This window comes from Enterococcus raffinosus (assembly GCF_001886185.1).
GTDB lineage: Bacteria > Bacillota > Bacilli > Lactobacillales > Enterococcaceae > Enterococcus_A > Enterococcus_A raffinosus.
Map to the genome: position 1 here is coordinate 97,354 of NZ_JXLA01000002.1, position 16,364 is coordinate 113,717.

Sequence of the window (16,364 nt, forward strand, 5' to 3'; positions counted from 1 at the left end):
AGTGTTGCGAAAATAATCTGAATATATAGTAGAAAAAATCTATCAGAAGATCAACTTGTGATATCTTGATGGATTTTTTCTATATAGAAGGTTCTGAATAGCGTATACTTAGTATAAAAGAAGACGTTTTCCCGAAAACGAGGAGATTGCTATGAAAAATTTTACCAAGATTACTGCCATTTATACCATCGTATATGCTATCACTAGCTTTATTCTATTAGTAACCATCGGTGTTTTCACTGTTGCTTCAAGAGGGATTTTCTTATTTTCAATTTTGGGATTGCTTCCCTTTTTTGTCGGCTTCATGCACATTGTCGGATTTGTTTGTGAAATTATCTGCTTACGAATAAACAAGAATTCTCCAGCAAAGAGGAAAATGGTTCTTTTATCTTTAATTTTCTATGTTATTGAAATTCTGGCCTTGGTGTTGCCATTTATCAGTATGATTGGAAAAATGAACGCCTATCTAGTACAGAATATTCTTCTTTTTGCGTTGGGAAGTATTCCTGTGACCAAGCTTTGCTTGCTGATTCTCTCTATTATAATATTAGTGCGGTTTAGGAAACGGAAAACAACTAACGAGATATAGAAATTCCCTAAACTCAAGGAAACAACATAACATACGCCGACTATTCTGGCTCTTTCACCGATCCACTAGTAAAAGAATCTCGAGAAACATTTTGTAGACAAATAGCGTGTAATAGATTAAACTACAAATGTAGTTTTAGAGGAGGACACCATGAAACAAGAAATTAAGATCACGGATGCTGAACTCAAAATTATGGAATTCGTTTGGAAAAATAGTCCAGTTGACTCAACGGAGATCGTCCGAGCTTTTGAAAAGGACGAGGAGTGGAGTCCAAATACGATACGTACGCTGTTGGTTCGCCTAGAGCAAAAGGGCGTGGGGCGTGATAGATCATACAAAAGCTGGCAGGGTATATGTTTACCATGCAATTATTCCAAGAGACTATTTTGTTAAGCAAGAAAGTCAAAAATTTATTAGTAAATTTTTTGATGGGAAAGTTAGCGAGTTTCTTTCTAATTTTGTAGCGGATGAATCAATCGATGAAAAAGAAATTGACGAGCTTCGGAACTTATTGGATAAAAGGAGAAAATAAATGACTCACTTCCTTTTCAATTTAGCATCATTCAATCTATTTCTGATTCTTTTGTTTTTATTCAGAAAGCTGTTAGGGAAGCAGTTATCTCCATTATTTCAAGGGAAATATTGGCATCTAACAGGACTAGGATTCTTGTTTTTTATACCCAATCAGTTTTTTTCAAAAATTAGAGAAATGATTTTTTATCGAATACAAAGTGCAATCCCAAATGGGACCATGCCCTCAACATCACCGATTGAGAATGCTCAAGCTATACTTAATAGTAATCCCTCTGACTGGATGAATAACAATGCTCTGCCTGCCAATGGTTTGCTGGAAAGAGGAATGTTACTATTGGGACTATTATGGACTGCGGGCTTCGTAATTTTCCTTATACGATCAACTATTTCCTATCTTCAGTTTTATAAAATGATTAGAAGCACCGTTTTAGTGGAGGATAAACGGATCTATACTCAGCTGCAAAAAGCGGCAGAGCGACTAAGATATAAGAAAAAAGACTTAGTGATCCTACAGAGTGACCAAGTCAAAAGTCCTAGCACTTTCGGTGTCTTTCATCCTCGGATTATCCTTCCGAATCACTTTATTGACCAAGCATCGGAGGATCAATTATTTTTTATCCTATTGCATGAGCTTGTTCATCAGAAAAACAAAGATGCCGCACAAAATTATCTTTTGATTGGAATCGCAATTTTAAATTGGTTCAATCCCTTCAGTTATCTAATCGTAAAACAGGCAAGAGAGGATCGAGAAATTGCTTGCGATCAGCGCGTGATGCATTTGCTTGAAGAAGAGGATATCTATCATTACGGGACCACATTACTAAGCCTTGCACAAAAGCGTGAACATTCATATCTGCTAAGCTTTTCGGGAAAAAGAAATGAATTGAGAAGAAGAATCGAATCTATCAGCAGCTTTCATCCGTCATCAACTAAGACAATAACAGTAAAATTTGGACTGATCAGCGCTTTGGTTATTGCCTTTTTCTTCGTTATCCCTCAAGCGCGGACAGACGAAAAAGATCCTTTTTCTCATCAAGAAAAGTGGATTGAACAAAAAACTGATCCATTATTTGATCAGCATTCAAATAATTCTCTGGTCATTTACGATGAAGCGAAAGATCGATATTTAGCGTACAATCAGGCAGGCGGACATACACGTTATTCTCCTGACAGCACTTATAAAATATGGAGTGCCCTGTTCGCACTGGATGAGAAAACGATCACAGACATAGACAATCAAAAAGCTTGGGATGGAACCACCTATCCATTCAAAAGCTGGAATCGAGATCAAACGCTGCAAACCGCACTAACAAATTCAACGAACTGGTATTTTCAGCAGCTTGATTCTGAGTTAGGAAAAGAAAAGTTGAAGGAAAAATTTCATTCAATTAATTATGGCAATATGAATCTTCTTGGCGGAATTGATCATTATTGGTTGGAGTCTTCACTGAAGATTTCTCCGTTTGAACAGGTCAATTTGTTGCGAAAACTAGTCGAAGGTGACTTACATTTTTCGACCAAAGATGTCTCCTTTGTAAAAGAAGCCATTCGTTTACAGACTCAATCGGATCATATTTTATATGGGAAAACTGGTACTGGTAATAGTTTGCAAACAAGTACCGGCTGGTTTATAGGTTTGATTGAAACCAAGCAGGGAAATTATTATTTTGCTTGTCATTTGCAAGGCGATAGTGCAACTGGAATAGCAGCAGCTCAAAAAACTTTAGCAATACTAAGAAAGCTAGAAATTTACTAATTTCTAGCTTCTCAATCACATCAAATACTACAAATGTAGTTTTAAGGAGGAGATACAAAATGAGACGAATTGATAAAAGAAAAAAAGGAAGTAGAGTAGTGATCAAAATTAGTTTTCTTTTACTTGCGTGTCTTGGCTTTTTCATTTATCAAAATATCCATGAACAACGTTTGAAAAAGAATGGGGAAGAAACACTCAAAGAATATATAAACTTGCTTTCAACTGGGAAATACGACGAATCATTGGATTATTTATCACAAGAATCATTAAAATCAGGACAACTTTCGAAAGAACAGGTGAAGGAAAAATATCAAAATATTTTTGGTGGTCTAGGAATTCATGATATTAAGATTAAGAACCTTCGTGTGAAGGACAAGACATTTAACTACACATTGATTCTACAAACGAGTCTAGGACGTCCGTTAGAACAAACGTATTCAGGCACATTAACGAAAGAGAATCATTTAATAGAATGGAAACCAAACTTAATTTTTCCAAAAATGAAAAATGGAGATAAGGTCCGCTATCATTATTTATCTGCTGCACGAGGAGAGATAGTGGATCGAAATGGACACGGTTTGGCAATCAATGGTGACGTATACAATTTTGGGATCGTCCCAAAAAACCTTGGAAAAGGTGAGGTACGGAAAGAAAACATCAAAAAAATCAGTGAGACACTAGAATTGCCCGAGAAAACAATCAACTCCTCATTGAAGCAGCCATGGGTAAAGGAAGATTATTTTGTTCCACTAAAAACAGAAACGAAGGTGCCGGAACACTTCGAAGCACCAACAGGTTTAGAAGTCAGAGAAGAAACTGGAAGAACATACCCACTCGGAGAAGCGGCGGCTCACTTAATTGGGTATGTAGGTGCAGTGACCTCTGAAGATATGAAAAAGAATAGCTATCTTTCAGAAGATAGTGTTATCGGACGTACAGGATTAGAGAGAGTTTATGACAAAGAACTGAGAGGGAAAAATGGAGGCTATATCGCCATAACGAGTTCAGATGGAAAAGAAAAAGAAGTGCTTCAAAAGGTTGATGTCGTAGAAGGGAAAAGGATTCAATTGACTATAGATGTTCAAGCACAGTATCTTGCTTATCAATCTTTGGACAATGAACGGGGATCTAGCGTGGTAAGTGAACCAAAAACTGGAGATTTGCTAGCAGTTGCTAGTTCACCAAGCTTTGATCCAAATAAAATGACTCATGGAATCAGTCAAAAGGAATACGACGAACTAGCCAAAGATGAGAAGTTGCCTTTTTTAGCTCGTTATTCAAATGGTTATGCGCCAGGCTCAACTTTCAAATTGGTTACAGCTGCTATTGGGTTGGATGCTGGAACGCTAGATCCCAATCAAACTGTTGCTATTAACGGTCTGAAATGGCAGAAAGATTCATCTTGGGGCGGCTACAAGGTGACCCGTGTATCTGATGTATCATCAGTTAATTTACAGCGTGCAATGATTTATTCTGACAATATATATATGGCAAAGGAAACGTTAAAAATGGGAGAAAAAGTATTTCGGAACGGTTTAAATCGTTTTATTTTTGGCGAAACACTGGATATTCCCATCGAAATGACCCCTGCGCAAATATCGACAGAAAAAAATTTCAATTCTGAGATACTTTTAGCAGATACTGGATACGGACAGGGACAGCTGCTTTTAAATCCTATTCAGCAAATCACTACTTACTCGGTTTTTCCAAATAATGGAACAATCGTGTATCCTAGATTATTGCTTTCTCAAAAAGAAAAAAGCAAAGCAGACGTCGTCACTGGTGAAACCATTGCACGAATCAATCAGGATATGCAAGCCGTTGTGAATGATCCCAACGGTACGGCGAACAGCTTGCAGTCTTTAGGAATTTCTTTGATGGCAAAAACCGGTACCGCAGAGATAAAAGAAAAGCAAGACGAGCGAGGGCAGCAAAATAGTTTTCTTTATGCCTTTGATGGGCAAAGTCAAAATTTTGCAGTCCTGCAATTTTTAGAAGATCGACCAGATGATAAATCCGCAGTAGGAATGGTTCCTGAATTATTGACGTATCTGAATGAAACATATAAATAGACAGAGCAACGTAAAAGGACCACTTCTTTTGAAGTAGTCCTTTTACGTTGTCTTCCCCTGAATCAACTTGATTGGCAGGGCATAATATTGCTCCAGTTTTTTCTCTGGAGTTGTGATGCGCTGGATTAATAGATCCACTAGTAAATCTGCAAAATCAGCGATTGGTTGAGCGATGGTCGATAGCTGCGGAAAATAATTTTGCACAAATTTTGTGCCGTCATAACCAATTAGCTTTAGGTCTTGCGGAATAGCGATGTTCATTTCTTGGCAGATGTTATAAACGAGGATAGCTGTCAGATCATCTGTACAAAAAAGGCTGTCTAAATCTTCATTTTCTAAAATCCGCTTGATCTCAATCGTTTTAAGCGCCATGGAGCTGGCTCTCGAGTCAATCGTGAACACATGCGACTGCAGCTGCTTCTCGGTTAAAAACTTCTCGTAACCTTCTAAGCGTTCATTCGTCGGTGAGTTTGATTTTAAGCTGCCTGTCAAAATACCGATTTTCCTACAACCACGCAGGTATAAGTTTTCCGTCGCAAGATAGCCGCCATGAAAATTATCGCTTCCGATAATGGGGATATTTTCAGATAGATGACGGTCAAAGGAAACAATTGGCAATCCAATATCTTCATATTCCTTAATTCCTAAGTTATGAGCTCCAGCGATGATACCATCCACACGATTGGCTGAAAGCATGTTCAGATATGCCCGTTCTTTTTCTTTATTGTTGGCACTGTTACAAAGAATTGTCTTATAGCCCTGTTCAAATAGGGTGGCTTCCAATTTATCGACAAGTTCGCCAAAGAAGGGGTTAGAAACTGTTGGGAAGATGAGCCCGATCAGCTGTGTATTTTTTCCTTGTAACGAGCGGGCGAGAGAATTTGGTTGATAGTTCAACTCTTTCATTGCCGCATGTACTTTATCGATGGTCTTTTGACTAAGTGATCCGTAATTATTGATCACACGTGAGACCGTCGTGGGAGAGACACCTGCTTTTTTTGCGACATCTGTTAATTTGATAGCCATTTCTTTCGTTGTACTCCTTAGTCGTTTTTCATGTTACGCAAACACCAGAAATCAGCGGAAAAATCTCCAGAAATTCCTTCTAGATAAACATTCTTCTCCTCATGGTTAGGAAACACTCTTGCCGTCAAAACAGCTTGACCACCATTGACAAAAATCTCACAAACCGAATGATCAACGAAAATCTGCAGAGACAGCGGCTCATTTTTATCAATTGTAAGTGTGCGAGTCGTTCCATATTCTTGAGCAAAGGGATTGCTTACGTGTGAGCGATCTACACTTATCATACCATTTTTTGTATCGAAATCGATGATGAATGAGTGATCCTGCTGCGCATCTGAATAAAGATGGAGTTTTCCTTGACTATCTGCTGAAAAATCAAGGTGCAGTTCATAGCAATTCGTTGTTTCTTCGGCAAGAGTCAAGGGCTGCTGAAAAATTTTCCCGTCCATAGATTGGCGTTCTTGTCTCAACTCAATTAGCTCCTTCACTGGCAGTTGATACAGCTGACCATCCTTGAGCTGCAATTCCTTGACGAGACTTAGACAGTGCGCCCAGCCTTCTGAATCACTAGGATAATCAATCTCAGGTAAGCCAACCCAACTTACGGCTAAGGCACGACCATCAGGTGCATTGAAGGCCTGTGTCGCATAAACATCAAACCCATAATCAAGATTTGCCAACGAACTCGGATTTACCAACGATAGGGAATCAGTATCAAAGCTATCCGCGACAATATAAGCGTTAGGATAAATATTTTGATAGTTCATAATCTTCTTATCCAACCCTTGAGGGCAGAAGAGGAAGACAGGCTTTCCATCAATAAATACGAGGTTCGGACATTCTACCATGAAGCCCATCGCTTGATCCATGAAGTTCAAAGAGCCTGCAAATTGTAGCGTTTCTAATGATTTACCGGTATAAGCCAGCACTTTTCCTTCCAGCGTCTCCGTCTGAGCGCCAATCAAAAGCCAATAATTCTCTTGATACTCAAATACTTGAGGATCACGAAATTCATGCGTATAGCCTTGAGGCGGGGCTGGGATCATTGGCCGCTGATCCTTTTTGATTTCGCCAGCTTTATTCATACGGGCCAACATTTGATAAGATTTACGTTGCCAATCGGAATCACGCACATTCCCGGTATAGGCTAACACTAACTCATCCTCAATAACGATACCAGATCCTGAATAAACACCCTGACGGTCAAAAGATGAATCAGGGAGAAGGGCGATCCCTTCAAAGGTCCAATCCACCAGATTTTCAGAAGATATGTGTGCCCAAGATTTCACTCCATGAACTGGCCCCATTGGATATAGCTGATAAAAAAGCTGCCATTTTCCATTAAAATAGGAAAAACCATTGGGGTCATTTAATAGCCCACTTTTGGGTTGAATATGATATCCCAGACGCCATTGAGAATGCTGAATTGTTACCTCTAAAAATTTCTGATATTCCTTGGTCCACTCATGGTAGGGCAGATAGCGCAGCTCATCTGTCCATTTTTTTATTAACTCCATTTCATTAACTCCTTCCACTTACACAAAACTATAGTATCTTCAGAATGGGTCACCTATAAAAGTTTTCTCTTTTATTAAACGCTTTCGTTCGTCTTTAAGATACTTCAAATCACATAAAATGTCAAACGTATATCATTTTTAAAACACTATATAAATAAATGAGAAAAGAATTACAATCCAAATTTAAAAATATTTTTGATAAACGTTTGACATTTTGAAAAATTACGGTATGATAAGAGTGAAAAAAGCGATTACATGGAAAGGAGTTTGATTATGAATCATCAGAAAGCAGCTAGAGAGGTTAGTAAAGCCGTCGGGGAAGGAAATATCCAAGCAGCCGCTCACTGTGCCACTAGATTACGGCTAGTATTAAAGGATCCAAGTAAAGTAGATCATGCAGCCTTAGATAATAACGACGATGTCAAAGGAACCTTCGAGGCCAATGGTCAATTTCAAATTATTATCGGACCAGGAGACGTAAATAAGGTGTATGCCGAACTCGTCAAATTGACGAATGTTAAGGAAGCGTCTACAGAAGATTTGAAAGCGGTGGCTGCTGAAGGAAAAAAAGTGAATCCCGCAATGGCATTTATTAAAGTATTATCAGATATTTTTGTTCCCATTGTTCCGGCTTTAGTAGCAGGCGGTTTACTGATGGCCATTAACAACGTTTTAACATCACCGAACTTATTCGGGCCACAGTCGGTTGTTGAAATGTTTCCAAACATTAAAGACGTTGCCAGCATTATTAACTTATTATCTTCCGCACCGTTTGCTTTTCTGCCAATTTTAGTAGGTTTCTCAGCAACAAAGCGCTTTGGCGGAAATGGCTATCTCGGGGCAGCGATGGGAATGGCGATGGTTATGCCAGACTTAATTAATGGGTACGGCGTGGCAAACGCGATCGCTGAAGGAAGTATGCCTTATTGGAATATCTTTGGTTTGCAGGTCGCACAGGCTGGCTATCAAGGCTCTGTTTTACCCGTATTGGCGGTTTCTTGGATTTTAGCTACACTAGAGAAATTCTTCCACAAAAAGATTTCAGCAGCATTTGATTATACCTTTACACCAATGTTAGCAATTATTATTACTGGATTTTTAACCTTCATTTTCGTTGGACCTGTCATGCGTACAGTCTCAGATGGTTTGACAGACGGATTAGTTTGGTTGTATCAGACAACAGGGGCCGTTGGTTTAGGAATTTTTGGTTTGTTCTACTCACCAATCGTCATTACCGGATTGCATCAAAGTTTTCCAGCGATCGAAACGACGCTACTAGCGGATGTCGCACGAACAGGTGGCTCATTTATTTTCCCAGTTGCGTCAATGGCGAATATTGCTCAAGGTGCCGCAGCATTGGCTATTTTTGTTTTATCAAAAAATGAAAAGCAAAAAAGCTTGGCCTCATCAGCAAGTATTTCGGCGTTGCTAGGGATCACCGAACCGGCGATTTTTGGGATCAACTTAAAATTAAAATTCCCATTCGTCTGTGCCATGATTGCATCTGGGGTTGCAAGTGTCTCACTAGGGATTTTCCACGTTCTATCGGTAGCGATGGGACCTGCGAGCGTGATCGGATTTATCTCTATTGCACCTAAATCAATCCCGTTCTTCATGATCGGTGTCGTAATCAGCTTCATTTTAGGCTTCCTGCTTACATTTGTTTACGGGAAAAAGAAAATGGAGGTCCCAGCAACTGCAGCCGCAGATGGACAAGAGGCTGTTATGATCAATGAAAATCCAGATCAATCATTAGCGGTGCAAGACGACGTACTATCAGCTGTGGTCACTGGAGAAGTCCTACCATTAAAAGAAGTTAAGGATCCTGTTTTCTCCACAGAAATGATGGGAAAAGGAGTCGCAATCATCCCTGAAAGCGATCAATTATTTGCGCCAGCAGATGGTGTCTTGACCGTCATGTATGATTCGAAGCACGCTTATGGCATTCAAGCCGACAGTGGTGCGGAAATCCTCATTCATATAGGTATTGATACAGTCAACCTTGCTGGACAGTTCTTTTCAACCAACAAGAAAAAAGGGGAGCGAGTGAAAAAAGGGGAATTACTAGGTACATTTGATCGAGAAGCTATTAAAAAGTCTGGTTATGATGATACAGTCATGCTGTTAGTAACGAACTCAACGGCCTATGGCGATGTCAGCACGTTAGATAAGCCAACTGTTACTCAAGGTGAAGACATCCTTGCTGTGAGTAAAGCCTATGAATAGCAAATGGTGGCAGCAGGCGGTTATTTATCAAATATATCCCCGCAGTTTTCAAGACAGCAACAATGATGGAATCGGTGATTTGAATGGGATTGTCCAACGCCTGGATTATTTGGCCTTTTTAGGAGTGGATGCGCTTTGGCTAAGTCCTGTCTATTCTTCACCCAACGACGATAACGGCTATGATATCAGTGACTATGAAGCAATCGGGGCTGAATATGGCACAATGGCAGATATGGATCGATTGATTGAAGAAGCGAAGAAACGGAAAATCAAGATAGTGATGGATTTAGTCGTTAATCACACCTCCAGTGAGCATCATTGGTTCCAAGAAGCGTTAAAAGGTCGTGAGAATCCTTACCATGACTTTTATGTTTGGCGGAAACCCGTTGCAGGGGGACCGCCTAACGAGCTAAAATCAAATTTTGGCGGTTCAGCCTGGACCTATGTTCCTCACCTGGATGAGTATTATCTCCATTTACACTCAAAAAAACAGCCTGATCTTAATTGGGAAAATCCAAAAATGAAGCAGGCAATTTGGAAAATGATGAACTTCTGGTTGGCAAAAGGGATCGGTGGTTTTCGTTTAGATGTGATCGACTTGATCGGAAAGGAACCCGATCGAAAAATTACACAAAATGGACCAAAACTACATGAACTCCTACAAGAAATGAATCAGCACACTTTTGGTAGTTATGATGTTGTGACTGTTGGAGAAACATGGGGGGCCACTCCCGAGGTTGCGGAGCTCTACTCTAGCCCTGAAAGAGACGAACTATCCATGGTTTTTCAGTTTGAACACATCAATTTAGATAAGCAGCCTAGAAAACGTAAATGGGATTTGAAACCGTTAGATCCTCAAGATTTGCATGAAGTCTTTTCAAAATGGCAAATTCAACTGGATCAAAAGGGCTGGAATTCACTTTTTTGGAACAATCATGATTTACCCCGCATCATCTCACGTTGGGGAAATGATTCAGAGGAATATCGTGAACGAAGTGGGAAGATGTTGGCTATTTATCTCCATTTCATGAAGGGAACGCCGTATATTTATCAAGGGGAAGAGATCGGGATGATCAATTATCCGATCAAATCGATTGATGAAGTAGATGATATTGAAAGCATTCGTATGTACGAAGAGCGACTGTCGCAGGGATATTCGATAGAAGAAATTATCACGTCAATAAACGCCAAGGGTAGAGACAACGCACGGCATCCGATGCAGTGGGAGAATCAGTTGAATGCTGGTTTTTCTAAGGATACTCCTTGGCTGCCGGTTCACACCAATTATCCTAAGGTGAATGCAGCGGCCGCATTAGCAGACGAAGATTCTCTTTTTTACACCTATAAACATTTGATTCATTTAAGAAAGCAATTACCGGTGATTGTCGTTGGAAAATACGAAAGACTGGAAACTGGGAATGCTCAGGTGCTTGCCTATAAACGTTTTGATGCGAAGGAGTCAGTCATCGTCGTTGTAAATTTCTCTTCCTCTGTTCAGAATTATCAGTTAGGTGAGTCCGTAATGGAAGGGGACATCCTCATTCATAATTATCCTAAACACAGGATACGACAGCAATTAGAGCCTTATGAGGCCTATGCTGTTCGAAAGACTAACTAACAAGTGCTCTCTGCAGTTTTCGTTGCAGAGAGCACTTTTTTTAGATCTTTTTCCAATGGAAAAGCAACATGGAGAAATCCTCTTTGATGCGCGGAATTGTAATCCCCGCCTGATTTAATTCTGCACCAGATACGAGTTTGCCGGTTGCCGTATTTTTGTAGATTGCCTGTTCCTCCAAGTAGCGAGTCTTTAAGTACTTAACAGGAACTGCTGGTCGAGCAAGTCCGTTAAAATAAATGACTATTGCTTCCTCATCATTTGTAAAGAGCCAAGCCGTTGCAAAAAAATCATCGGCGGATTGTAGACGATAAAACTTACCAAACTGGAACAACGAGCGATGTTTTTTATAAAAAGTGATTTGTTCACGAATTTCTTTCTGTTCATCAGCAGGTAAGTGAGTAAGAGCCATCTCGTAACCAAAGTTCCCACTCATGGCAATCAATCCTCGTGTATGCAGTGAAGTCCTTCGACCAACCTGATGATTCGGTACAGGCGACACGTGGGCACCCATCATGATCGGCGGATACAACAAGCTGTAGCCATATTGGATTTTGCTGCGGCAGAGTGCATCCGTGTTATCGCTAGTCCACGTTTGCGCCATATAATGCATCATCCCTGGGTCAAAACGCCCCCCGCCGCTTGAGCAGTTTTCAAATAAGCAATTAGGATACTTTGTCGTTATGACCTCAAGCACACGATAAAGCCCTAGAACATAGCGATGGTAAATCTCCTTTTGCTGGTAAGCGGGAAAAGCGAAGCTGCCCACTTCTGTAAGATGTCGGTTCATATCCCACTTAATATAGTCGATTTTTCCCGTGGATAGATAGCTGTCTAACATTTCGATCAAATATTCTTGAACGACTGTCTGACTCAAATCTAGGACCAACTGTCGTCGACCCTCTGTTTTTGGATAATCAGGAACCTGCAACGCCCAATTTGGATGCGACTCAAATAAGCGGCTATTTTCAGAGATCATCTCCGGTTCGAACCACAGCCCGAATTTGAGTCCCTTTTGCTGAATCTTTTCCGCCAAACCGGCTATTCCCTGTGGGAGTTTCTCACGATTCTCAAACCAATCGCCTAAAGAAGAGGTATCATCATTACGTTGACCAAACCAGCCATCGTCCAGCACAAAAAGCTCAATTCCCGTATCTTTTGCTACTTCAGCCTGTTGGAGCAAATCCGCTTCATGAAAGTCGAAATAATTCGCTTCCCAAGTATTTAATAAGATTGGCCGCTCCTGATCTTTCCATTGAACAGGAATTAGTTCCTTCTGATAGAGTGTGTGAAAGGTCTGAGACATCCCATTAAGACCGGCGTCAGAGTAACTGATAACGGCCTCTGGTGTTTGAAACGACGCATTTGGTTCCAAACACCATTCGAAGGTTTCAGGCTGGATTCCCAGCTGAACGCGACTGGACCCGTACTGTTCAACTTCTACCTGTGCAGTGAAATTTCCGCTGTAGATTAGATGAAACGCATAAACCTCTCCCTGAAATTCGTTCGTAGTCGAATCCATCAACGCTAAAAACGGCTGGTGCTGAGGACTGCTGGTTCCTCGAGAGCTTTCGATTTTCTGAATTCCTTCATGCAGTGCTTGCCGACCAATCGTCGCTTCATTTGTGTGGGAGCCGTTTAAGGTAAGCATATCGAAATCCGTACGGGGAAGATCGAGCAGCATTGATCCCGCATTTTCAATAAACACCTTTTCTTTGCCACGATTAAGAAAGCGAACACTGCGAGTGACAACGGGATAATCTTTATAAAGTGTATAGTTGAGAATCATCTCCAACTTCTGGACTTCATCAACCAGCAAAATCGACAATGTCTCCGCCTGTTCACCACGTAAACTAGGAAGTCCTTCTAATGTAGGCTTGCCAGAGGAAATAGTATAGCTTTTATAGCTGAAACTCGTCACGTTCGCCCCGTTTTCTCGACGAATTTGATAATTGCCAATACGATGGTCTCCCGTTCCTTGGGTGCTTGTTTCCAGTGGTAAGGCATTCAAGGAAAATGTACGGTCGGATGGATCTGGATTCGTAGCGAAGCCGCGATCGATCCGCTGCAATTCATTGCTACCGGCATAAAAGGGGAGAGACTTGCCAAAGTATCGATGGGTAATAAATTTTTCTTTTTCTATCCCAATAACATAACTGATTTGAGAATTTGATAAATGAAATATTTGCCGTTGATGATCAAATAGAATAGGCATGAAAACAGCTCCTTTATATTATATACTGTAAGCATAAGAAATTAGATGTTGGGAAACAAGAATAAAAAATTTGAGTAAAGGGGTAAAATATTGCAAGATTATTTTTCTCATAGCTATTATTATTTTGACACCTACAACCTGCCTTACTTAAAGGGAATCGGTGTAGGACATGGGGATGAAAATTATCATTGGGACAATGCCGCGCGCAGGGATGATTTAGTTGTATTGCAGTATACGTCGGCAGGAACAGGGTATTTTGAAGTAGAAGGACAGCGCAGTACTCAACGAAAGGGAAGTTTTTTTCTTGCTGAGATCCCTAGTAATTGCTGCTACTATGGAAAATCGGACTGGAGATTTCTATATTTGGAGTTTTCCAAAGACATTCTCCAATGGTTCTATCCTGTAAATCAAACGCTGCATCAAAGTTCAATAGACTTTCAAGAAACACTAAAGAAGGCACATGACCAGCTCAAAAAGCAAGCAGAGAGTCCTTTTTTTGAAAATACTTCATTAGCCTATGACTTGGTTTTGGCAATAAAAAAGGAACTCGTGACACAACGGGTAGAAAAACATCCTTTGGCTAAGGAAATCAAATCATTTTTAGAGCAGAACTACCAACAGGAAATAGGTCTAATCGATATCGAGGAGCGGTACAGTTTGTCCCGCTACAAAGCAATTCGACTATTTGAAAAGGCGTATCATATATCACCCATCGCTTATCTAAAGAAATATCGAATAAAAAAAGCACTGCCTCATTTACTAGATGGGCAACGAAGAGTTCATGAGATTGCTCGATTGGTGGGGATGTCGAATGGCAATTACTTTGCAAAGGTGTTTAAAGTGGAGATGGGAATGTCGCCTAGTGAGTATCGGAAAAACAAGCAGACCTTTAATGAGAAATCCGGTCAATAGAAAAAAGAAGCGCCTTTTTCATTAGAAGCAAAAAACGACTTGTCCATTTTTGGATTCGTCGTTTTTTGCTTCCTAGATAACTATTCAGAAATGATCGCAAACATCGTCGCAAGGTCTTCTGCAGCCATCTGTAACTTTGATTTTTCAATCAGAATATTTTTTCCAGTCATAATATAAGAGGGCATGATTCGAATCCCTTGATAAAAAAGTTCCGTGTTTCTCAGCTTATAGGTGGAGATGGCAGGGACAACGTTCTTCTTTGTCGTTCTTTTAGTGATCTTGTTATAGCATTTCTTCGCCACATCCCCCATCAGCATAATGACTTGGACATTTGGGAACAGAGCCAGTTCCTGTTCTAAATAGGGAAGGCTGCGCTCAATACTGGCGTTGTCGATCGTTGTTTCCTGCTTTGGCGTCTTTATAGCATTCGTAAGGTAGATGCCATGAGCCAAAATATCCTCAATCGTTGAAACTTCAATACCAGCCTTTTGGAACAAGGGAATAGTGGTCTCCATATAGGTCGCATCCGGTGAACCGTAAAAATCATTCTCTGGAGAAGCAGGGACGACCTCATTGATCATGATGGCCTTTATTGTACTAGGATCAATTTTGATGGCATTCAAGTAAATCTGAGGATCCTCCGGCAGCTGCTTTATAATTTCCTGTTTAATATTCATTTTCTGACCTCCTTTAAATCTAGTGTACCGTATTAATCTTGACAGGGAATGTCTAGTTTCAAAAATAGTAGTCTTTTATCCGGAAGTCCTAAGCAAATTATTTTCCTTCAGAAATTAATCGTGTTAGGGTAATTTTATCAACTGATAAGTGGAGGTATTTTTATGTTTTTAGCGATTAATGAAATCAAACACTCCAAGCTGCGTTATACGCTAGTGATGGGAGTTATGTTCTTGATTGCCTACTTGGTCTTCTTTTTAACAGGATTGGCTTACGGGCTGGCACAAGACAATCGAACCGCAGTAGATAAATGGGATGCGGACAATATCCTTTTAACCGAGGAAGCCAACAACAATCTAAATATGTCCATGATCCCCTTAAAAACCTTTGATGAGGTGAAGGCAGATGAAAAAGCCTACCTAGCTCAAACCGCTGGTGTCATAAAAGGGGACAGTGGAGAAAAAATTGATGTCAGCTTTTTCGGCATTGATAAGGACCAATTCATCGCACCAAAGTTAACTAGTGGAAAAATGTTCGCCTCGGATGATGAAGCCGTAGCCGATAGTTCTTTAAAGGATCAGTACAACTTAAAACTTGGCGAAACGGTGAAGATGGCTGGCAATGAAAAAACTCTGAAGATCGTTGGGTTTACGGACAATGCAAAATTCAATGTAGCACCTGTTCTTTATACGACCATCGGGGCCTATCAAGAAATTCGCTTTGAAACACAAGGAGCGAGTGAAAATACCCGGATTAATGCAATTATCACACGCGGGGATGTCCAATCAATCCCAGATGATTTAGAGAAAACAAATATCAAAGACTTTATTAACGAACTGCCTGGCTATAGTGCACAGGTCTTGACCTTTGGTTTCATGATTGGCTTTTTGATCGTGATCGCGGCGATCGTTATTGGAATATTTATCTATGTATTAACAATGCAAAAATCAGAGATTTTCGGCGTCATGAAGGCCCAAGGAATCTCAAGCCGCTATATTTCTAATTCAGTCATCGCACAGACCTTTTTACTAGCAACAGTCGGTGTCGTGATTGGTTTAGGGGCGACACTTGGCACGGCCTTAGTTTTACCAGATGCGGTTCCATTCCAAGTCAATATGCTCTTCTTTGGCGGCATCAGTCTATTAATGATCCTTGTAGCGTTGATCGGTGCGTTCTTCTCCGTTCGCACGATTGTCAAGATCGATCCGCTGAAGGCCATCGGGTAAG

At 40.4% G+C, this 16,364-nt stretch carries 13 protein-coding genes; 9 read left to right on the plus strand and 4 right to left on the minus strand.

Annotated elements, in window-relative coordinates:
* Positions 1-151 precede the first annotated feature (151 nt).
* From RV13_RS01375 to pbp4, 5 genes are all read left to right on the plus strand, one after another.
* Positions 152-589 carry a hypothetical protein gene (locus RV13_RS01375; RefSeq protein WP_060789052.1) on the plus strand — a complete coding sequence of 146 codons (438 nt, stop codon included), beginning with the start codon at positions 152-154 and terminating at the stop codon, positions 587-589.
* A gap of 192 nt (positions 590-781) precedes the next feature.
* Positions 782-982 (plus strand): BlaI/MecI/CopY family transcriptional regulator, encoded by a 201-nt coding sequence (locus RV13_RS21480; protein WP_255212348.1) that lies wholly within the window; start codon positions 782-784, stop codon positions 980-982.
* Positions 912-1,121 carry a BlaI/MecI/CopY family transcriptional regulator gene (locus RV13_RS21485; protein WP_255212347.1) on the plus strand — a complete coding sequence of 70 codons (210 nt, stop codon included), beginning with the start codon at positions 912-914 and terminating at the stop codon, positions 1,119-1,121. The genes RV13_RS21480 and RV13_RS21485 overlap by 71 nt, the downstream gene beginning before the upstream one ends.
* A complete protein-coding gene (locus tag RV13_RS01385; RefSeq protein WP_060789051.1) occupies positions 1,122-2,879 on the plus strand; it encodes a BlaR1 family beta-lactam sensor/signal transducer in 1,758 nt (585 codons plus the stop codon). It begins immediately after the preceding gene.
* A 59-nt stretch (positions 2,880-2,938) separates the two neighbouring features.
* The gene (gene pbp4, locus RV13_RS01390) at positions 2,939-4,951 is read left to right on the plus strand and encodes a penicillin-binding protein PBP4(5) (RefSeq protein WP_060789050.1); all 2,013 of its coding nucleotides are present in this window, start codon (positions 2,939-2,941) and stop codon (positions 4,949-4,951) included.
* A 42-nt stretch (positions 4,952-4,993) separates the two neighbouring features.
* On the opposite strand, the gene RV13_RS01395 is transcribed toward pbp4, so the two are convergent.
* Both RV13_RS01395 and RV13_RS01400 read right to left on the minus strand, forming a co-directional pair.
* On the minus strand, positions 4,994-5,977 hold the full coding sequence (locus RV13_RS01395) for a LacI family DNA-binding transcriptional regulator (RefSeq protein ID WP_010743459.1): 984 nt from the start codon (positions 5,975-5,977) through the stop codon (positions 4,994-4,996).
* Positions 5,978-5,994: 17 nt separating this feature from the next.
* A complete protein-coding gene (locus RV13_RS01400) occupies positions 5,995-7,494 on the minus strand; it encodes a sucrose-6-phosphate hydrolase (protein WP_060789049.1) in 1,500 nt (499 codons plus the stop codon).
* A 273-nt stretch (positions 7,495-7,767) separates the two neighbouring features.
* Between RV13_RS01400 and RV13_RS01405 the strand changes: the two genes are divergently transcribed.
* Together RV13_RS01405 and RV13_RS01410 are read left to right on the plus strand one after the other, a co-directional pair.
* Positions 7,768-9,720: a sucrose-specific PTS transporter subunit IIBC gene (locus tag RV13_RS01405; RefSeq protein WP_060789048.1), complete on the plus strand. Its 1,953-nt coding sequence runs from the start codon at positions 7,768-7,770 to the stop codon at positions 9,718-9,720.
* Positions 9,713-11,338, plus strand: a complete 1,626-nt coding sequence (locus RV13_RS01410; RefSeq protein WP_060789047.1) for a glycoside hydrolase family 13 protein — start codon at positions 9,713-9,715, stop codon at positions 11,336-11,338. Before RV13_RS01405 ends, RV13_RS01410 begins: the two co-directional genes overlap by 8 nt.
* 40 nt (positions 11,339-11,378) lie before the next feature.
* On the opposite strand, the gene RV13_RS01415 is transcribed toward RV13_RS01410, so the two are convergent.
* A complete protein-coding gene (locus RV13_RS01415) occupies positions 11,379-13,550 on the minus strand; it encodes an alpha-galactosidase (protein WP_060789046.1) in 2,172 nt (723 codons plus the stop codon).
* A gap of 90 nt (positions 13,551-13,640) precedes the next feature.
* Here RV13_RS01415 and RV13_RS01420 point away from each other — a divergent pair, with 90 nt between their 5' ends.
* Positions 13,641-14,462 (plus strand): helix-turn-helix transcriptional regulator, encoded by an 822-nt coding sequence (locus RV13_RS01420; RefSeq protein WP_060789045.1) that lies wholly within the window; start codon positions 13,641-13,643, stop codon positions 14,460-14,462.
* Positions 14,463-14,542: 80 nt separating this feature from the next.
* On the opposite strand, the gene RV13_RS01425 is transcribed toward RV13_RS01420, so the two are convergent.
* A complete protein-coding gene (locus tag RV13_RS01425; RefSeq protein WP_060789044.1) occupies positions 14,543-15,139 on the minus strand; it encodes a uracil-DNA glycosylase family protein in 597 nt (198 codons plus the stop codon).
* A 162-nt stretch (positions 15,140-15,301) separates the two neighbouring features.
* Here RV13_RS01425 and RV13_RS01430 point away from each other — a divergent pair, with 162 nt between their 5' ends.
* Positions 15,302-16,363 carry an ABC transporter permease gene (locus RV13_RS01430; protein ID WP_060789043.1) on the plus strand — a complete coding sequence of 354 codons (1,062 nt, stop codon included), beginning with the start codon at positions 15,302-15,304 and terminating at the stop codon, positions 16,361-16,363.
* The last annotated feature ends 1 nt before the right edge of the window (position 16,364 follow it).